This is a genomic window from Ruegeria sp. AL1 (assembly GCF_056540905.1).
The window spans coordinates 41,004-59,900 of record NZ_JBQFXP010000002.1; the positions used below are offsets into that span (position 1 = coordinate 41,004).

Annotated in this window: 19 protein-coding genes and 2 pseudogenes; 16 read left to right on the forward strand and 5 right to left on the reverse strand. The window is 57.8% G+C overall.

Annotated features, from left to right (window positions below; translation table 11 throughout):
* The first annotated feature begins 104 nt into the window (after positions 1-104).
* From ACRZ9X_RS03295 to ACRZ9X_RS03310, 4 genes are read left to right on the forward strand one after another with little or no spacing between them, the layout of a single operon-like run.
* Positions 105-542, forward strand: coding sequence for a thiosulfate oxidation carrier protein SoxY (locus tag ACRZ9X_RS03295; protein ID WP_480515943.1), 438 nt, complete (start codon positions 105-107; stop codon positions 540-542).
* Positions 543-557: 15 nt separating this feature from the next.
* Positions 558-887, forward strand: a complete 330-nt coding sequence (gene soxZ, locus ACRZ9X_RS03300; protein WP_480515944.1) for a thiosulfate oxidation carrier complex protein SoxZ — start codon at positions 558-560, stop codon at positions 885-887.
* A 2-nt stretch (positions 888-889) separates the two neighbouring features.
* Entirely contained in the window at positions 890-1,243 is a 354-nt protein-coding gene (locus ACRZ9X_RS03305; RefSeq protein ID WP_480515945.1) for a c-type cytochrome, read from the forward strand.
* Between the two features lie 23 nt (positions 1,244-1,266).
* Positions 1,267-2,526 carry an FCSD flavin-binding domain-containing protein gene (locus ACRZ9X_RS03310; protein ID WP_480515946.1) on the forward strand — a complete coding sequence of 420 codons (1,260 nt, stop codon included), beginning with the start codon at positions 1,267-1,269 and terminating at the stop codon, positions 2,524-2,526.
* Positions 2,527-2,880: 354 nt separating this feature from the next.
* Here the strand turns inward: ACRZ9X_RS03310 and ACRZ9X_RS03315 are convergent, their stop codons facing one another.
* Both ACRZ9X_RS03315 and ACRZ9X_RS03320 read right to left on the reverse strand, forming a co-directional pair.
* Positions 2,881-3,909, reverse strand: a complete 1,029-nt coding sequence (locus tag ACRZ9X_RS03315) for an IS110 family RNA-guided transposase (RefSeq protein WP_480515947.1) — start codon at positions 3,907-3,909, stop codon at positions 2,881-2,883.
* Positions 3,910-4,011: 102 nt separating this feature from the next.
* Positions 4,012-4,809 (reverse strand): annotated as a pseudogene (locus tag ACRZ9X_RS03320) (IS5 family transposase).
* Positions 4,810-4,955: 146 nt separating this feature from the next.
* On the opposite strand from ACRZ9X_RS03320, the gene ACRZ9X_RS03325 reads away from it, so the two are divergent.
* Entirely contained in the window at positions 4,956-5,333 is a 378-nt protein-coding gene (locus ACRZ9X_RS03325; protein ID WP_480515948.1) for a hypothetical protein, read from the forward strand.
* Positions 5,320-5,572 (forward strand): annotated as a pseudogene (locus tag ACRZ9X_RS03330) (IS6 family transposase); the annotation flags it as partial. The gene ACRZ9X_RS03325 and the pseudogene ACRZ9X_RS03330, both read left to right, overlap by 14 nt.
* 79 nt (positions 5,573-5,651) lie before the next feature.
* Here the strand turns inward: ACRZ9X_RS03330 and xylB are convergent.
* Genes xylB through ACRZ9X_RS03345 form a run of 3 tightly spaced genes read right to left on the reverse strand, consistent with a single transcriptional unit; the run spans position 5,652 to position 8,909 of the window.
* Positions 5,652-7,115, reverse strand: coding sequence for a xylulokinase (gene xylB / locus ACRZ9X_RS03335; RefSeq protein ID WP_480515949.1), 1,464 nt, complete (start codon positions 7,113-7,115; stop codon positions 5,652-5,654).
* Positions 7,116-7,149: 34 nt separating this feature from the next.
* Positions 7,150-7,881, reverse strand: coding sequence for an HAD family hydrolase (locus ACRZ9X_RS03340; RefSeq protein WP_480516571.1), 732 nt, complete (start codon positions 7,879-7,881; stop codon positions 7,150-7,152).
* Positions 7,882-7,892: 11 nt separating this feature from the next.
* Positions 7,893-8,909, reverse strand: coding sequence for an ABC transporter ATP-binding protein (locus ACRZ9X_RS03345; protein WP_480515950.1), 1,017 nt, complete (start codon positions 8,907-8,909; stop codon positions 7,893-7,895).
* A gap of 149 nt (positions 8,910-9,058) precedes the next feature.
* Here ACRZ9X_RS03345 and ACRZ9X_RS03350 point away from each other — a divergent pair, with 149 nt between their 5' ends.
* The 10 genes from ACRZ9X_RS03350 (at position 9,059) to ACRZ9X_RS03395 (ending at position 18,781) form a co-directional block, all read left to right on the forward strand.
* Positions 9,059-10,402: an ABC transporter substrate-binding protein gene (locus ACRZ9X_RS03350; RefSeq protein ID WP_480515951.1), complete on the forward strand. Its 1,344-nt coding sequence runs from the start codon at positions 9,059-9,061 to the stop codon at positions 10,400-10,402.
* 64 nt (positions 10,403-10,466) lie between these two features.
* Positions 10,467-11,333: a carbohydrate ABC transporter permease gene (locus tag ACRZ9X_RS03355; RefSeq protein ID WP_480515952.1), complete on the forward strand. Its 867-nt coding sequence runs from the start codon at positions 10,467-10,469 to the stop codon at positions 11,331-11,333.
* A gap of 3 nt (positions 11,334-11,336) precedes the next feature.
* On the forward strand, positions 11,337-12,155 hold the full coding sequence (locus ACRZ9X_RS03360) for a carbohydrate ABC transporter permease (RefSeq protein ID WP_480515953.1): 819 nt from the start codon (positions 11,337-11,339) through the stop codon (positions 12,153-12,155).
* A 64-nt stretch (positions 12,156-12,219) separates the two neighbouring features.
* The gene (locus tag ACRZ9X_RS03365) at positions 12,220-13,191 is read left to right on the forward strand and encodes a sugar-binding transcriptional regulator (RefSeq protein WP_480515954.1); all 972 of its coding nucleotides are present in this window, start codon (positions 12,220-12,222) and stop codon (positions 13,189-13,191) included.
* A 12-nt stretch (positions 13,192-13,203) separates the two neighbouring features.
* Positions 13,204-14,247 (forward strand): NAD(P)-dependent alcohol dehydrogenase, encoded by a 1,044-nt coding sequence (locus tag ACRZ9X_RS03370; RefSeq protein WP_480515955.1) that lies wholly within the window; start codon positions 13,204-13,206, stop codon positions 14,245-14,247.
* Positions 14,244-14,810: an SIS domain-containing protein gene (locus ACRZ9X_RS03375; protein ID WP_480515956.1), complete on the forward strand. Its 567-nt coding sequence runs from the start codon at positions 14,244-14,246 to the stop codon at positions 14,808-14,810. The genes ACRZ9X_RS03370 and ACRZ9X_RS03375 overlap by 4 nt, the downstream gene beginning before the upstream one ends.
* A gap of 3 nt (positions 14,811-14,813) precedes the next feature.
* Positions 14,814-15,581: an SDR family NAD(P)-dependent oxidoreductase gene (locus tag ACRZ9X_RS03380; RefSeq protein ID WP_480515957.1), complete on the forward strand. Its 768-nt coding sequence runs from the start codon at positions 14,814-14,816 to the stop codon at positions 15,579-15,581.
* Complete coding sequence (locus ACRZ9X_RS03385) at positions 15,578-16,447, forward strand: TIM barrel protein (RefSeq protein WP_480515958.1); 870 nt, start codon at positions 15,578-15,580, stop codon at positions 16,445-16,447. Before ACRZ9X_RS03380 ends, ACRZ9X_RS03385 begins: the two co-directional genes overlap by 4 nt.
* Positions 16,440-17,165 carry an SDR family oxidoreductase gene (locus ACRZ9X_RS03390; protein WP_480515959.1) on the forward strand — a complete coding sequence of 242 codons (726 nt, stop codon included), beginning with the start codon at positions 16,440-16,442 and terminating at the stop codon, positions 17,163-17,165. Before ACRZ9X_RS03385 ends, ACRZ9X_RS03390 begins: the two co-directional genes overlap by 8 nt.
* A complete protein-coding gene (locus tag ACRZ9X_RS03395; protein ID WP_480515960.1) occupies positions 17,162-18,781 on the forward strand; it encodes an FGGY-family carbohydrate kinase in 1,620 nt (539 codons plus the stop codon). The genes ACRZ9X_RS03390 and ACRZ9X_RS03395 overlap by 4 nt, the downstream gene beginning before the upstream one ends.
* Positions 18,782-18,897 lie beyond the last annotated feature (116 nt).

An 18,897-nucleotide genomic window follows, 5' to 3' on the forward strand; every position in this document is an offset into this window, starting at 1 on the left:
GACCCGACTGCGACTTAAGTATGTGAAGGTTCACGGATATGTTATGTATCCGAACAAAGGTGCCGCAGGTAACATCGGCGTCAGTTTAACGGGAAAGGGCCGAAATGTCCGTAAATCGGCGCGACGCATTGCAAGTGAGCCTTTGGGCGTTGATTTGCCTTGGCACGCCCGTGCGCGCGCAGGATTTGATCGCTTTGCCAAATGTCGCAACGCTGCACGAATTGATCGCCAGTTTTGCCGGAAATACGCCGATTGAGGACACCGGTGTTTCCATCGACATGGATGACATCGCTGAAGATGGCTATCGCGTGCCGGTGACCGTTGATGCGCCTAAGGCGCAAGAGGTCCTGTTGATCGCGCCGGGCAACCCGGTTCTGCCGGTTCTCAGGGCTCGGTTCGGCCCCTTGGCTGGTGCGCACTCCATCGCAACGCGCATGCGTCTGGGACAATCCCAAGAAGTTCTGGCCCTCGCGCGTTTGCTGAACGGCAGTGTCAACCGTGGTACACGGGCTGTTTCGGTGGTCGTCGGTGGGTGCGCGTGATGGAGGATCTTTGACATGGCCTCAGGTGTCAAAACCCGCGTCAAACTGCCCAAACAGGCCCGCGTTGGCGAGGTGATCACGATCAAGACGTTGATCACCCACCGCATGGAATCCGGGCAGCGCCTTGATTCCGAAGGTGATCGGATCCCCCGGTCCATCATTCATCGTTTCCTGTGTGAATTCGAAGGAGAGGTGGTCATCGACCTAGACATTGGCCCTGGCATTTCGACAAACCCTTTCTTCGAGTTTCAGGCAGTTGTCCCGGGGCCGGGTGTTTTTACCTTCAGTTGGTTTGACGATGACGGCGCGATCTATACTGACAGTCGCGCGATCAAGGTCGCATGAAGATGCCGACGAAAGTTGCGGTTCTGGTGGGGCTTGGAATTTGCAAACGTTGGACGTCTTTGGCCGTTTGTGCCTGTTTCGGTTTCGCGCATGTTGCTTCGGCACAGGCAGGCACAGCGGAAGGAGATATCGAACTGGGCGCTTACCTGTCTGCAGAATGCGTGGCTTGCCATCAGGCAAATACCCAGGCGGAAAGTATTCCGCAGATCGTCGGACTTGATCCGGATGCCTTTGTAGAAGCGATGCTGGCCTACAAGACCAAACAGCGTGAGCATCCGATCATGCAGATGATGGCCGGACGTCTGAACGAAGAAGAAATCTCGGCGCTGGCGGCTTATTTTGCCACGCTGAACTAACTGGGCTGCTGGGAGGGATGTAGATGAGTTGGAACAGACGCAAGTTTCTGGGTGCCGCCACTGGTGCCTTGTCGGCCCCGGCGGTTCTGGCAGAGGGCAGTGGAAACCCTCGGGTCGTTGCCATTGGTGGCGGTGCAGGTGGGGCCACGGCCGCAAGATACATCGCCAAGGATAGCGAAGGCGCAATTGATGTGACTCTTGTCGAGCCATCGCAGGTGTATTTCAGCTGTTTTTTCTCCAATCTCTACATCGGTGGACTGAAATCAATCGACGATATCGGACACACTTATGGTGCGCTTGCTACAAAGTATGGGATCAATGTCATCCATGACTGGGCCGTTGCAGTTGACCGTGCAGGCAAGACCGTAACGATAGCGGGCGGTCAGGTCCTGCCGTATGACAAGCTGATCCTTGCACCGGGTATCGATTTCGTGGACGGGTCTGTTCCGGGCTGGTCTTTGTCGGCGCAGTCGAGAATGCCGCACGCGTACGAGGCCGGGTCACAGTCTCAGATTCTGCGCGCGCAAATTGAAAACATGCCTGAAGGCGGGGTGTTTGCGATGGTCGCCCCGCCAAACCCCTATCGCTGTCCCCCCGGCCCCTATGAACGTATCTCAATGGTGGCGCACGTTTTGAAAACCACCAATCCAACCGCCAAAATCATCATCGCCGACCCTAAGGCCAAATTCTCCAAGATGGCGCTATTCGAGGACGGATGGGCCACACACTATCCCGGCATGATCGACTGGATCGGAGAAGATTTCGGAGGCGGGGAGGTCTCTGTAGACCCGGAAAAAATGACGCTTACGATTGAAGGCGAAGAAATGGCCGTCGATGTCTGCAATGTCATACCCGCGATGAAAGCAGGGCGCATTGCAGAGCTTGCGGGTGTCACGGATGGCCGCTGGGCCCCGGTGAACTCGATCGACATGTCCTCAAAAACCGACCCGGATGTTTATGTGTTGGGCGACGCCAGTGAGCAGGGTGACATGCCAAAATCCGGGTTCTCGGCCAACTCGCAAGCCAAGGTCTGCGCCAATGCCGTCCGAGGAGCACTGACCGGATCCCGGATATTCCCGCCAAGATACGCAAACACATGCTGGTCACTGATCGCCGTGAATGACGGCGTCAAAGTTGGGGCAACTTATGAAGCGACCGAAGAAAAAATAGCACGCGTTGACGGCTTTATCAGTCAGGTTGGTGAATCCGCTATTTTGCGAAAGACAACATACGAAGAATCCGAAAGTTGGTACTCTGCCATCTCTGCGGACATGTTCGAGTAGGAACTTTGTTCTGGGGCTTATGCTAGGCTCAGGACTTCGGTAACGGGGTCGCCTCATTCAAGCGTTTTTGCGCAAAACAATTGATCCGCCATAGCGGTTCCTTTGATATTTTTGGTGCCCGTCCTGGCTTCTGTCTCGGTTTTCGGTTGAGATCCTTGGGGTACATGCTTCGGTTCGTGGTCAGCACGGCGACTGCCAACATGATGCTGGTTCGATGTAATTCCAATGTGCCCATCTCATAGGCGTACTTGACGGGAGTCAGCGACAGTCCAGACCACGGCATCATCGGAACCACGTCCCTGCGGGACCTCAAAAGCCTGCAATCAGGCAGGCAACGGGAGGGATATCATCCTGTCAGACAGGGTTCGGCGCCGCATCTGGCTGGAAAGTTGTGCCATCTACCCAAATCCGATGAAAAATGACCGCTATGCGGCGTGCGAGTGCGACCATTGCAATTTTCCGGCCTCGGCGTTGTGCGATTTGGGCTCCCCATGTTCTCAGCCATGTCGATCGGCCACGGTTCATCATAACGGTTGCTGCCTGGCACAATGCCCGCCTCAGATTGACGTCACCTGCTTTGGTGATGCGGCCTGACACGTCCCGTTCACCGGACTGGTTGCGTGAGGGCGTCAGGCCAACCCAGGGGCCAATTCTCTTTGAAGACCGAAAGCGTGTCGGATCATCGACCGCAGCACGGTAGGTTAGTGCCACGACCGCGCCAATCCCCGGCATTGTCATGAGGCGACAGCAAACTGGATCGTCACCGGCAAACTGGCGCACGTGTTTTTCGAGACCGGCCAGTTCCTGCCGCAGGGACGCTCGGGCCCGCAGCATCGGTTCTGTCGCGGTTTCCAGCATCGGATTGCCATCTGCCAATTCCCGAATGCGTGTCTCAAACCTACCGCGGGAGATCGCACCCACCTTCAGGCCGAAGTTCCGCAGCAGACCTCTCAGCGACATTTCCAGAGCGATCATGTTCTGCTGGATAGCCTTTCTAGCGCCGAGAACCGCTCGGACTTCCTGAGCGGAGACAGATTTACAATGCACCGGACGGAACCAGCCGAGATGTAGAAGACGCGCAATCCCTTCCGCATCGCGCCGATCCGTCTTGATCGGCATCGCCTTCAGCGCTTCTTTCACCTGACGCGTTTCCATGAGCACCGTATCCAGGCCAGCTTCAGCCAGCCCTCGGTGCAGCCATTGCGACAGTGGCCCAGCTTCCAGGCCAATTGCAGCGATGTTGCCTTCAAGTTCGTTCATCCAGCGCGCCAGAGCTTCGGGTTCACTTCCAGTCTCCGCCTCTTTGAGGATCCGACCATGCTCGCTGATCACACACACTGCGGTCTTCGCCAACGACACATCCAATCCAATAAACAGCTTCATCCCGTCATCCTCCAATTGGGTTCAACACGGGTATGGCGACAGCGCGGTGCTGATCTGACAAGTAGCAACGGCGGTGCGTGACGCTGGCCCCGTTACGGCATCTCATAGCCAGTAAATCACGAGGGCAGCCAATGAGATTGCCGAGAGGAAGACCTTTGGGCATCTGTCATAACGGGTTGCCACTCGCCGCCAATCCTTGAGCCTTCCGAACATAATTTCGATACGGTTCCGTCGTTTATATCGGCGCTTGTCATATCGCACGGTCGCCTTGCGTTGCTTGCGACCTGGGGTGCATGGGCGTATCCCTTTGTCTTTCAACACGTCTCTGAACCAGTCTGCATCGTAGCCCCGATCCCCAAGTAGCCAGTCGACATCTGGCAGGCTGCTCATCAACGCACGTGCGCCTATGTAATCACTGACCTGCCCGGCGGTGACAAACTGGTTCAGCGGACGCCCTCGGCTGTCACAGATCGCGTGCAGCTTTGTGTTCAAACCGCCTTTGGTTCGACCCCTTTCGGCAGCACCCTTCGGATGCGCCTGCCGGGCAGTGAATCAGGCGTCCACGTCCCCTTTTTTGACCGCAAGGCTGGACGCCGTGCAATGGGCTTTGAGATATGTTGCGTCCATCATGACCGTCTTTTTCTCACCATGGTCGGCCGCCAATCCCACCAACATCGGCGCAAAGATCCCCTTATCACCACATCTCTTCCAACGATTGTAGAGTGTCTTATGCGGCCCATATTCTTTGGGTGCGTCTCGTCGCCGTAAGCCATTGCGATTGATAAAGTTAATCCCACTCAACACACGCCGATCATCGACGCGCCGTTTGCCGCGAGACTTCGGGAAGAAAGGTTCAAGACGTGCCATCTGCGCATCCGTCAGCCAGAAGAGATCAGACATGGTCACCGCTCGGTTTTCAAACCGTGAGTCATGCCGAACCACTGATATCAATGGGTCCGGAGCCTAGCTTGTGAGCCAATTGGGCAAGGGATGATCTCGAACACTCGAAACGCGCCCCGCTGTACGCAGCCGTTGATGAAGTCCCGTTGGCCCAACCGTTTTTCATTCTGATTTCCATCTGCGATGAAGCTGTCGTGAGTGAAATGCGTGTCGATGCGATCATGCCGGCTCATCAACATGGGATGAACGACACGCCCAGGGTCACTGCAAGGGGCGAAGGAATGTTCCGTGTCGAGGCCCTGTTGTCTGAAGACCAAATCCAACAAACATTGTCTTATGGACCATGGCCACCATCCGAACATTCAGATCCAAGCAACAGCGATTACGCTCGGCGCGGCCTTGAAATACTCCAATACAAACTGAGCGCCATCAGTGGTGTGAGAAATGTCGCTTTTGGCGAGCCGACATTCTCTGCATTTCCGAGAGCGAAACTTCTGATCTGTAAAGCAATCATACAGGGCTGAACTCAGGGAATTAGCATCGCCCGACAGGCAAAGTACGGCAAGGTGACTCAACAGCCGCGTCGAGAATTCGTGCTTGCCGTTTCGATGAACAGAACGCGCCATTCAGCGTTTCAGACCTATGCAAAAGCTGCGGGATTTTGCCGCCGTCCATTCCAACCGCCTCAACCAGGAAAGATCGCTGACCAGCCGAGAGACATTCAGGCTGACACACCGCTCATTTTTTAGAATGGCGACAGATTTGTTTCGGATTGGTTCACGGCCTCTGCGGCAAATTGAAACTGGTCCGAGCTTGTCTGACGTCGCCCCTGCCAGGCACGTTTATCGACGCCTGGACGATATTTCCTGAAGATGTTCGTAGGCCGCCCGGAAACGACTTTTCGCCGTGTCGAAGGCATCGGTCATATTGGTCTCCGGAAGGATCCGTTCACCAATCCTGGGTGGTTTGAGGATGTCTTCGGCGGTAGCTTCGGAGCCAGCGATCATTGCAAGACGGGCCGCCCCCAGCGCGGCACCGAACTCGCCGTCCTGAGGCAGTTCTATGGGTACATCCAGAACTGTTGCGATCAGCTTGGCCCAGTACCGTGATTTCGTTCCTCCGCCGATGCCGATCAGCCGGTCTATGCGGGCTCCGGTCCGCGCAAGTGCTTCATACGAGTCACTCAGGCCGTAAGCGACGCCTTCGAGCACGGCGCAGGTCAGGTCGTTCTGGTCGGTATCCTTGCCCAACCCGGTGAAGCTGCCGCGAATGTTCGCGTCGTTATGCGGTGTGCGCTCTCCGGACAGGTAGGGAAAGAACTGGACGCGGCCGGGCGCGCGCAATTCGTCACCCAGATCGCGCGTCAGGTCAGATGGTTTCTTGCCGGTGATCTGACCCAGCCAGTTCAGGCTGTCCGTTGCCGACAACATGACACCCATCTGATACCAGCGATCCGGAACCGCGTGACAGAACGTGTGCAGCGCCGAGTCCGGGGCCGGGTAGTAGCCATCCCGCGCGGCCAACAAAACGCCAGAGGTGCCAAGGGACAAAAAACCATCGCCCTCGTTCAGGGCACCCAGCCCACAGGCGGCGGCGGCGTTATCACCAGCGCCGCCCGCGACGACCACGCGGTCCTTGACGCCCCAGTTTGCCGCCAGACCGCGCCGTAAGGTGCCTGCGGGCTGGCAGCCCTCTACCAGCCTGGGCATCTGTGTTTCGCTCATCTGCCCGGCGTTCAACAGCTTCTCAGACCACGCACGGCCGGACACGTCCAACCAGGATGTTCCGGCACTGTCCGACATATCGGCGACATAGTCGCCTGTGAGATAGTAGTTCAGATAGGCCGCAGGCAGCAGGACTTTCGCGACGCGGGTGAAGAGGTCAGGCTCGTGCGCTTTGACCCAAAGAAGTTTGGGGGCCGTAAACCCGGGGAACACGATGTTTCCTGAAATCTCGCGCACACCGGGCAGGGCGTCCAGCTCTTTTGCCTCGATGTCAGAGCGCGTGTCATTCCACAGGATGCACGGCCGGATCACGTCGCCGCTGGCGTCCAACAGCGTTGCACCGTGCATGTGCCCTGCGACACTGACTGCGCGGAGGTTGGAAAATTCGGGATGCGTGCGGCGCAATTCGCCAACCGCGGCCTCAAGCGCTCTGATCCAGTCTGCGGGGTTTTGTTCGCTCCAGCCGGGGTGTTTGTGATCGGATTGGTAAGATTGCTCGGCCGAGCCGATCACGTTGCCATCTTGTGCCAGAAGCAGGGCGCGCAACCCGGATGTTCCCAGATCAATGCCAAGGTAGCTCATGCGACGATGCCTCTCATAAGTGCCTTCAAAACGTTTATTGTTTTTTCTTCTGCTTGCAAAGCGCAGGCCCGAGTGACTCGTAGGATGATATGATCAGGTCAGCCCCTTGCTGACGCAGAAATTTTCCGTGCTGGTCTTCAATGCCCCGCAGGTGAGCACCGCCTACAAAACCGGCGCAGAACATGTTGGCTGCCTTGGCAGCGCGCACACCGTAAGGTGAATCTTCGATCACCAGGCAGGTTTCGGGTTCAACACCAAGCTGGGCTGCGGCATGCAGGAAAAGGTCTGGTGCCGGTTTGCCGTGTTCGACCTCTTCGGTGCTAAAGACGTTGTCGAACAAAGCCGTCATCTGCATCGCAGTCAGGGCAACGCCGATGCGTTCAAACGTGCCGCTGGACGCGATGCAGTAAGGAACACCCAGCGCGTTCAAATCTTCTAGAAAACCTGTGACATGAGAAATAGGTGAGAGTTCCTGGCGAAAACGACGGAACAGTTCGGCTTGCCAGTCCTGCGCAAATGTACTGGCGGAAAGCGACGGGCTGTTCTCGGCAACGAAGGTTTCAATTGCAGCCAGAGACTTACCCAAAAATTGCCGTCGAACCTGTTGCGTTGGCAGGTCAATGGCATACGCAGCCAAGGTTTCTTTCAACGTCGAGAGCGAGATGATCTCACTATCGGCAATGACCCCGTCAAAATCGAAAATAATGAGGTTAAAGGCCGCAAGCGATAAGGGAAACTCTGCCCCGGTGGGATCGTCTCTGGTCATCGCGCGCACCGTTACAGCGCGCGCCCATCGGTGCCGAAATGATGCAGCCGATTTTCGGGGATCCGAACGCCGACGATCTGGCCGACAGGCGTGTCGTCATCTCCACCAACACGCGCGACGATCTCGCTTTTGTCCGAGAGGGTCAGGTAAAGTAAGCTCTCGCCTCCCAATTGTTCTTTGACCCGAACCGTGGCGTCGGTATTGCCTTGGCCGTGGGGCAACAACTCAAGATGTTCAGGGCGGCAACCGACGAATGCCGCTTCCGGCTTGATGGTCAGGCCGCTCACTGTGTCGCTGGGGGCAAACACATTCATGGCCGGCGATCCGATGAATTCCGCCACAAAGCGTGAACGAGGCGAGTGATATAGCTCCATCGGGGTTCCAACCTGCTCGACACGCCCGCCGTTCAACACAACGATTTTGTCTGCCATGGTCATGGCTTCAACCTGATCATGGGTCACATAGATCATGGTTGCGGCAAGCTGCTTATGTAAACCTTCCAGCTCGACCCGCATCTGCACGCGCAGTTTGGCGTCGAGATTTGATAGCGGCTCGTCAAACAGGAAAACCTTGGGGTTTTTGACGATGGCCCGACCAATCGCCACGCGTTGCCGCTGACCGCCTGACAATTGCGAGGGCTTGCGGTCAAGATAGTCTTCCAGCTGCAGGATACGGGCAGCCTCTGCGATCCTCTCTTGCCGCAGGTCAGGGGTGAACCCGTTGACTTTCATGCCGAAATCCATGTTTTCGCGCACGCTCATATGGGGATAAAGGGCGTAGGACTGAAACACCATCGCCAGCTCGCGATCGGCAGGTTCGGCATGGGTCACGTCTCGCCCGTCAAGCTCAATGCGCCCCGAGTCCGCGGCCTCAAGCCCGGCCAGCGTACGTAACAGAGTAGACTTGCCGCAGCCCGATGGCCCGACGAATACAACAAACTCTCCGTCCCGGATGTCGAGACTGACATCAAACAGGGCCTGCGTTTCGCCATAAAATTTGTTGAGTCCTTCAATTCCGATGCCAGCCAAGGCAACCCCTCCTCAACGGCGAGCAGTGCGGCCCGCGCATATTCTTTTGTTTATCAGTAGAAACAAATGTATTGACTTTCAAGTCGAAAAAATACTTTTGTATGACCCAGTATGCAAAAGATGATTTTGTACTGGGAGGAGAACTGAGAATGAAAACTCTTAGAAACTTGCTGGGCACCGCAGCTGTCGCAAGCATCATCGCGACAGGTGCTGCCGTTGCAGAGGACGGTTGGAGCCTGAAAAAGGCGGCAGAGCCCTATGCGGGCACAACGATTGACGTCGTGTTCCTGCTGCGACCGGGCTATGAAGCGATCGAAGCCATGCTGCCTGCGTTCGAAGAGGAAACCGGCATCAAGGTCAATGTCATCAAGCATCCTTACGAAAACGCTCTGGGCGAGCAGGTGCGGGATTTTGTGGCGGGCGGCGATCTGGATATCGCGTTGATCGACCTTGTCTGGATCGGCAACTTTGCTGAAAACGACTGGATTGTTCCGCTGGCGGATGTGCAGGCAAAATTCCCTGACGCTGTTGATACAGATCTGGACATCGACGACTTTTTCCCGCTGGTGCTGAACGCGTTTGGCGGTTGGAATGACACGCTTTATGGCCTGCCGTTCGACAATTATTCCGGCCTGATGTTCTATAACCGCTGCATGCTGGAAGAGGCCGGGTTCGACCGCCCGCCGGAAACCTGGCAGGAGCTGAAGGACACCTATGGCCCGGCGCTGACCAAAGATGGCAAATATGCATTTGCGTTGCAGTCCAAGCGGAACGAAACCCAATCGGCTGACAGTTTCGCGCGGGTGCTTTGGCCGTTTGGCGGCTCGTTCTTGGATGAAGACTTCAAGTCGAACCTGATGAGCGACGAGAGCCAGGCCGGTCTGAAATTCCGCCAGGAGCTGATGGAATACATGCCTGATGGTATTGTGGCCTATGACCACGCTGAAACCGTGAACGGGTTCAGTCAGGGTGATGTCGCGATGATCACCGAATGGTCGGCTTTCTATTCATCGGTGGTCTCGCCGGACACGTCGAAAGTTGCCGATTGCGTTGAAATCGCACCGGAGCCCACAGGCCCGGCAGGGCGTAAACCGGCGCTTGGCGGGTTCTCTCTGGCTGTTGCCTCGCAAGCGGACGAAGCCGAGCAGGCCGCGGCCTATCTGTTCATTCAGTGGGCGACCTCGAAGGCCAATGCGCGCGAATATCTTGAGCGCGGCGGCGTACCTGCCCGTCAATCTGTCTATCAGGAAGACGGTCTGGAAGACTTCAAGTTTGTGCCCGCACTGGTCGAAAGCTGGCAGGACGGCGTACCTGAGTTCCGCCCGCGTTTCGCGGAATGGCCTGAGATCACCGAGATCGTTCAGGAATGGGGCACCAAGATGATGCTGGGTGAAGTCTCGACTGAAGAAGGTGCGCAAGAGATCGGCTCTCGAATGGAAGCAGTTCTGGAAGACGCCGGCTATTATTCCGGCGACAAGCCACTGGCCCAGTAAACAAGAACAATAAGTGGGACGCATTCGTGCGCCCCTAGACAACCGGGGAAACCGGAGGACGGATATGCGTGGTCAGGTGTCCCGCAAGACAATCTTTGCATTTATTGGCCCGGCAGTCATTGGTCTTGCCATGGTGGGCATCGCGCCATTGCTGTACGCGATCTGGACCTCGGCGCATTTCTACAACCTTACAAAGCTGAAGCGGGTCGAGTTTATCGGTTTCGAAAACTATTGGACCGTTCTGACCGATGAGGTGTTCTGGCAGGCGATGGGCCGTACATTTTTTCTGCTGGGCACGGCCCTGCCGCTGCAAATCGCGCTGGGTCTGGGTATTGCGCTGGTGTTGCATCAACCCGGTCTGACACTGGTGAAAACACTGGCGCGGCTCAGCCTTGTGCTGCCGATGGCCACGACCTACGCGGTTGTGGGGTTGCTGGGACAGGTGATGTTCAACCAGAAATTTGGCGTCGTGAACCAGTTGCTGGGCGGCGCGGATATCAACTGGATCGGCGACCCGCAGAATGCCTTTGCCATGATCATTTTCTGGGATGTCTGGCAGTGGACTCCCTTTGTGGCGCTGGTTCTTCTGGCGGGTCTGACCATGGTGCCGGGTGAAGTGGAAGAGGCCGCAAGGCTTGAGACCAAATCCAAATGGATCGTACTGCGCTATGTGCAACTGCCATTCCTGCTGCCGGGACTGGTGGCGGTGCTGATCCTGCGCACCGCTGACACTCTGAAACTGTTCGACATGGTGTTCACGCTGACGCGCGGCGGGCCGGGATCGTCGACTGAGTTCATTTCGCTGATGATTCAAAGGGTCGGGTTTCGCGGCTTTGATCAGGGTCTGGCATCCGCACAGGCGATTATTCTGCTGATCATCACCATCGTGCTGGCGCAAATCTATATCCGCGTCTTCTACAAGGAGGTCTGAGCCATGACGACAACGCGCTCATACTGGTCGCAGATCGCCTTGCTGGTGCTGATCATACTGGTCTGTGTTTTCCCATTCTACTGGATGGTCACGACATCGCTGAAAACGCAGATCGTTGCGCTGGAATCGCCCCCGGTCTGGATTTTCGAGCCGACACTGGCCAATTACCGCGAGGCGCTGTTCGAGGACGGGGTGTTTCGGACACTGATCAATTCGCTGATCATCGCAATCTCGACCACGTTGCTGGCGCTGCTGCTTGGGGTGCCAGCCGCCTTCGCCCTGGCCAGGTTCGAGTTTCGCGGCAAAAAAGACCTGTGGTTCTGGTTTATCACCAACCGGATGGTTTCTCCTATCGTGCTGGCGCTGCCGTTCTTTTTGATCGCACGGAACCTGTCCTTGCTGGACAAACACATCACGTTGATCCTGATATACCTGACCTTCAACCTGCCGATCGTCATCTGGATCGTGACCGACCAGTTTCGCGGCATCCCCTATGATCTGGACGAGGCCGCGCGGCTGGAAGGCGCGTCGCAATTCACCATCATGCGCAAAATCTGCCTGCCATTGGCCATGCCCGGTGTGGCCGTGTCGGCGATCTTTTCCTTCATCTTCTCGTGGAACGAGCTGATGTTCGGCCTGATCCTGACACGCACCGAGGCCAAGACCGCCCCGGCAATGGCCGTGTCCTTCATGGAGGGCTACAACCTGCCTTACGGCAAGATCATGGCCACATCGACCCTGATCGTCATCCCGGTTCTGATCTTCGCGCTCATTGCCTCCAAGCAACTGGTGCGCGGCCTGACGATGGGGGCTGTGAAATGACGCCGCCGACCACTCCCTTTCCTGTTGCGTTGCGTTAGAACGGGAACAAAAGGAAAGGATATCCATGTCACGCTATATCAAACTTGACCAGATTGACCCGGAAGAACAGCTGCTGGTGCGGCTGTGCTGGGCCTGCGAGGTCGAGGGCATGACACAGGCAGATGCGGCTGCACGGTTCGGTACCACGCGTTTGCGCGTCAACAAAGCGCTCAGCGAGGCGCGGCGGCGCGGTATCTTGCGGGTCAGCGTAGAATCCGTTTTTGCGGCGGCGGCACAACTGGAATGGGAACTCGAACGGCAATTTGACCTGACCCGCGCGGTTGTTGTCCCATCCCCCGAAGACCGGGTGTCGGTAACACCGTTGGTGGCGGCTGGGTTGGGCGCGCATCTGGGCGAAGTCTTGAGTGACCCGAACCTGACCCATTTTGGCATGTCCTGGGGCAACACCCTGAACCTTGCCACGCGACACATGCAGCCGCTGGACCGCCCAGATCTTGAGATCGTGTCGATCATGGGCGGCGTGTCGCGCGGATCGGATGTGAACGGGTATGAGATCACGACACGACTGGCTGATCTGTGCAACGCCGAGCACAGCTTTTTCACCGCACCGCTTTATGCGGGCAGTCCGGAAAGTCAGGCCTTGTTCATGGAGCAGGATGTGATCCGTGACATGTTGGAAAAGATACGCGCGTGTGGTGCCATTGCGCTGGCGACGGGTGATCTGGAAAGCTCTTTGCTGGTGCGGGATGCGTTGCCAAATGGGGTTGACCCGGTCGATCTGATCGAAAAAGGCGGGGTGGGGGACATCACCGGGCATATCCTGAACGCAGATGGCGCGATGATCGACCACCCTTTGAACCAGCGTGTGATCGGTCTTTCCCTGGATGAAATGGCCCAGATTGACAATGTCATTCTGGCGGCGGGTGGTCTTCACAAAGTGCTGATCATCACGGCGGCATTGACGCGCGGATTTGTCGACACTCTGGTTACAGACGAAAACACAGCGGCGGCGTTGCTGGAAACCAAAAAGAAGTGAGAGAGGTGTAAGATGGCCAAAGCTCTGGTTCTGGAAAAAGCCCGCAGTCTTTCACTGCGCGAGATCGAGCTGGCCGACACACTGGGTCCCGAGGATGTCCGCATCGCAATTGACACCGTCGGCGTTTGTGGCAGCGATGTGCATTATTACACGCATGGCCGGATCGGGCCCTTCGTTGTGAATGCGCCGATGGTTCTGGGGCACGAAGCGGCGGGCGTGATCACCGAGGTTGGTTCGGCCGTAACCAGCCTGCGCGTCGGTGACCGGGTCTGTATGGAACCCGGGATTCCCAACACTCGGTCCAAAGCGGCAAAGCTTGGCGTCTACAACGTGGACCCGTCTGTGCAGTTCTGGGCGACGCCGCCGGTGCATGGTTGCCTGACACCGTCTGTCGTGCATCCCGCCGCCTTCACCTATCGACTGCCCGACCATATCAGCTTTGCCGAAGGGGCGATGGTCGAACCCTTTGCGATTGGGATGCAGGCGGCAACCAAAGCGCAAATCAAACCGGGCGATGTGGCGTTTGTCACCGGTGCTGGCCCGATTGGCATTATGGTGGCTCTGGCGGCATTGGCGGGTGGCTGCGCAAAAGTCTTTATCTCTGATTTGGTCGAAGAAAAACTGTCGGTCGCTGCGCGCTATGACAATATCGTACCGATCCTGATCGGGCGCGACGATCCGGTCGAAACCTTACGGGACGCAACCGAAGGGTGGGGTGCAGATGTGGTGTTTGAATGCGCCGGGGCGGCGGCGTCCGTAAAGACCGCGCTTGAAACTGTGGCTCCGGCGGGGTGTGTGGTCTGGGTCGGCATGCCGGTCGATCCGGTGCCGATGGATATCGTGCTGGCACAATCCAAGGAAATCCGGATGGAAACGGTGTTTCGTTATGCCAACATGTACGACCGCGCCATCGCTCTGCTTGGGTCGGGAAAGGTGGACCTGAAACCGCTGATATCGGAAACCTTCGATTTTGAGCACAGCATCGAAGCCTTCGACCGCGCGGTTGAGGCCCGTCCGACGGATGTCAAAATCCAGATCAGGCTGAGTCAGACATGACCGGTGCGATGGACGATCTGGCGGACCGGCTACTGTCAGAGCTGCGGCCCGGTTTGTCGCCGGATGTGCTGGCGCAGATCGCGCCAGTGGCACAGACCCTTGCGCACGCGCGCCGTATCTTGTGCTACGGCGTGGGCCGCGAAGGCCTGATGATGAAAGCGCTGGCGATGCGCCTGTTTCACTTGGGATGCGACGCCCACGTGGTGGGCGATATGACCGCCCCTCCGGCCGGCTCCGGCGATGTTCTGTTTGTCAGTGCGGGGCCGGGGCACTTCTCGACCGTTGCAGCATTGGTCGACGTGGCGCACAGCAGTGCGGCCAAGGTCGTTTGCATCACGGCCGAACCCGATGGTTCAGTGCCGAAATCTGCGGATCTGACCATTCACCTCCCCGCGCAAACCATGGCCGCCGATCAGGGCGCTGCCGCCACTTCGATCCTGCCGATGGGTTCGTTGTATGAGGCGCTTATGTTCCTGTTTTTCGAATTGCTCGTGCTGGACCTGCGCGACCGTTTGGGTGTGGCACCCGATGGCATGCGGGCCAATCACACAAATCTGGAATAGACCATGTCTTGGGAAAGCCGGTTCAGCCTGAAAGGAAAGAACGCGTTGGTTACCGGCGCATCTTCTGGGATCGGAACGGCTATTGCCGAGGTTTTTGCCGAGGCTGGCGCGAATATCGCGGCGCATGGGCGCGACCACAACCGCCTGGCCGCCTTGGGCAGTCGTGTCGAGGCCATGGGGCGGCGATTTGCGGCGATAACCGGTGATCTGGCCGTCGCCGAGGAAACCGTATCGGTGGCCGCCACGGCTTTGGATCAGTTCGGGCAGATCGATATTCTGGTGAACTCTGCGGGGATCGCGTTGACGGGGCCGGTTGTGGGCTTTGATCTGGTAGACTGGCAGCGCACCATGGCGGTGAACTTGACCGCACCGTTCCTTCTGTCGCGCGCCGTGTTGCCCGGCATGATGGAACGCAGGCAGGGAAAGATCATCAATATCTCGTCTCAGACCGGTGTGATCGCCTTGCCCGATCACGCGGCCTATGCCGCGTCCAAAGGCGGGCTGAACGCCCTGACCAAATCCCTGATGACTGAGGCGGCGCCGTCCAACATTCAGGTCAACGCCATCTGCCCGACCGTGGTGCTGACGGACATGGGCAAACAACTGTGGTCCGCGCCCGAAAAGAAAGACCCGTTCATCGCCAAAACGCCTTTGGGGCGGTTCGGTGAGCCGGTCGAGATTGCCGACATGGCGCTGTATCTCGCATCGCCCGCATCAGATCTGGTGAATGGGGCGATCATGATGATCGAAGGGGGGTATTCGAGCATATGAAAGGTTTCGGCGTCCACACCAGTATGTGGACCATGTCCTGGGATGCAGAAGGCGCTGCACGCGCCATCGCTGCGGCAACGGAATGCGGAATGGATTTCATCGAGATCGCGCTCCTTGACCCGGCATCGACCGACGCGGCGCTGGGGCGGCACCTGCTGGAACAGGCGCAGTTACCTGCGGTGTGCTCATTGGGATTGCCCGAGCCGGTCTGGGCCTCAAAAAACCCCGAAGGTGCGGTGGCGTTTCTGAAACTGGCCATTGAGAAAGCCGCCGGGTTGGGCGCCATAGCTCTCACCGGTGTGACCTATGGCGGGATCGGTGAACGCAGCGGTCAGCCACCTACCCAGACCGAGCTGGACAACGTTGCCTGCGCGCTTGAAACCGCAGCAGCGGCGGCGCAGGCGGCGGGTCTCGATTTCGGGATTGAGCCGGTAAACCGGTATGAGTCGCATCTGATCAACACCGCCGCACAGGGAGTGGCCATTATTGAACGGATCGGTGCTGAGAACATGTTTCTGCACCTCGACACCTATCACATGAATATCGAGGAAAAAGGCGCTGGAAATGGCATTCTTCATGGCCGCGACCATCTGCGATACATCCATCTGTCGGAATCCGACCGTGGCACGCCGGGCGTGGGAACATGCGATTGGGATGAGATCTTTGCCACTCTTGCCGCGATCGGATTTGACGGCGGGCTGGCGATGGAAAGCTTTATCAATATGCCGCCGGAAATTGCGCACGGTCTGTCCGTGTGGCGGCCCGTCGCCGACAGCGCGGATGAGGTCATCGGACAGGGTTTGCCTTTCCTTCAAGGCAAAGCGGCGCAATACGGCTTGATACGAAAAGGACATGGCAATGGCTGATCTGACAGGCAAAGTGGTGGCAATCACAGGCGCAGCATCCGGTATCGGTCGGGCCTGCGCCGAAGAATGCATCCAAGCCGGGGGGCGTGTGGCGCTGGTGGATCGCGATGAGGATGCGTTGCACGCGGCCTGCACCGCGCTGGGTGATGCTGCGATCCCGATTGTCACCGACCTGATGGACCCTGACAGCATCTCTCAAATGATGCCGCAAATACTTGAAAAGACGGGACGTCTGGATGCGTTCCACGCCAATGCAGGGGCCTATATCGGTGGAGACGTGCTGGAGGGTGACCCGGATGCCTGGGACCAGGTCCTGAATCTCAATATCAACGCAGCGTTCCGATCCGTACATGCCGTTTTGCCCCATCTTGCGAAACAGGGATCGGGGGATGTCATCCTGACCAGTTCCATCGCAGGGGTCATCCCCGTTGTGTGGGAGCCGATCTACACCGCCTCAAAACACGCGGTTCAGGCCTTTACCCACTCTGTGCGCCGACAGGTGGCAAAGCATGGCGTGCGGGTCGGAGCCGTGCTGCCCGGTCCGGTCGTGACCGCGTTGCTTGACGACTGGCCCAAGGCGAAAATGGAGCAGGCCCTCGCCGAGGGCAGCCTGATGCAACCCAAAGAGGTCGCGGATTGTGTCGTCTTCATGCTGACCCGACCCGCCAACGTCACCATCCGCGACCTTGTGATCCTGCCCAACGCGGTGGACCTATGAGCTGTTTCGTCGGTGTAGATGTTGGCACGGGCAGCGCCCGCGCGGGTGTGTTCGACGACGCTGGTAAGCTGCTGGCCAGCCGCAAGCAGGACATTCGGATGTGGCGCGACGCAGGCGATATCGCCGAGCAATCCTCGGACGATATCTGGCAGGCCGTCTGCGCCTGTGTGCGCGGTGCTGTTGCCGAGGCTGGGATAGAGGCGGATGAGGTCAAAGGCATCGGCTTTGACGCCGCCTGTTCGATGGTGGTTTTGGATACGGACATGCGACCGCTGAGCATCAGCGCGTCAGGTGAGGCGGCGCGCAATGTCATTGTCTGGATGGATCACCGGGCCAAGGGGCAGGCTGAGCGTATCAATGCCACGGAACATCCGGTGCTAGAGTATGTTGGGGGTCGTATATCGCCCGAAATGCAGACGCCCAAGCTGTTATGGTTAAAGGAAAATATACCCAACACCTTCAGTGCAGCTGGACAGTTCTTTGATTTACCGGATTTTCTGACATGGGTCGCCACTGGGTCGCTGTTTCGATCCGCCTGCACCGTGACCTGCAAATGGACCTATCTGGCCCACGAAGACCGCTGGGATGAAAGTTATTTTCAACAGATCGGATTACCGGAACTGCCCGCAGAAGGGTTCGCCCGGATCGGCCAACAGATTGTGGCCCCAGGAACGGCACTGGCCCAAGGATTGACGACCGAGGCCGCCAAGAGCATGGGGCTTAACGCTGGTACTCCGGTGGGGGCCGGGTTGATTGATGCACATGCCGGGGGCATTGGGACAGTGGGTGCTGATCCTGTCTCAGGACCCGAAGCGACGATGGCTTATGTATTCGGAACCTCGGCGTGTACCATGTCCACATCGTCTGGCGCACATAAGGTACCCGGCGTCTGGGGCCCGTATTTCTCGGCCATGGTGCCAGGCATGTGGTTGTCCGAAGGTGGGCAATCCGCGGCGGGTGAGGCCATTGCGCACCTCATCTCGACCCATCCCGCAAGGGGGTATGCCTCTGAACAGGCACAGTCCGAAGGGATGTCGCTGCAAGCCTTTCTGCTGCGCGAGGTCGAACGCCGCGTGCCGAACGCCAGCGACGCAGCCCGGCTTGCCGGTGCCCGTGTGATCGTTCCGGATTTTCTCGGCAACCGGGCACCCTATGCCGATCCGGACGCAACCGGCATCGTCACCGGTCTGACACTCGCGACGGATCTTTCAGACCTGATTGCAACATATGTCGCGGCAGTTCTTGGCGTGGGATACGGTTTGCGGCAGATCATGGAGGCACAGGCAGAACATGGCGTCTGTCCGAAATCTGTTGCGATAAGCGGCGGGGCCGGGGAAAGCGCGACGATCAAACAGCTTCTTGCCGATGCAAGCGGCGTGCCGGTTCTTTCGACATCTTCGCCAGAGCCGGTTTTGCTGGGGGCGGCTATGCTTGGTGCGGTCGCAAGTAATGCCAAGGAGTCGTTGACCGGAGCAATGGCCGCGATGTCTTCCGTGCAAGAACGTATCTTGCCAAGTTCGGGTGTTATTGCGGACATCCACCACGCACGGTACGACGCATTCATTGCGCACCAGAAGATAGAACGAGACATGCGCGCTGCCCTTGCGGTACTCTAGCGGTCTTGTCGATAGAACCTGGTGTCAGGCAAGCAGAGTTGATTGTTCGCGTTTGGGTATAACAAGACCTGCTATGTTCAAGAGACCCTAAACCGGCCCCTGGGTCATCCGTTTTG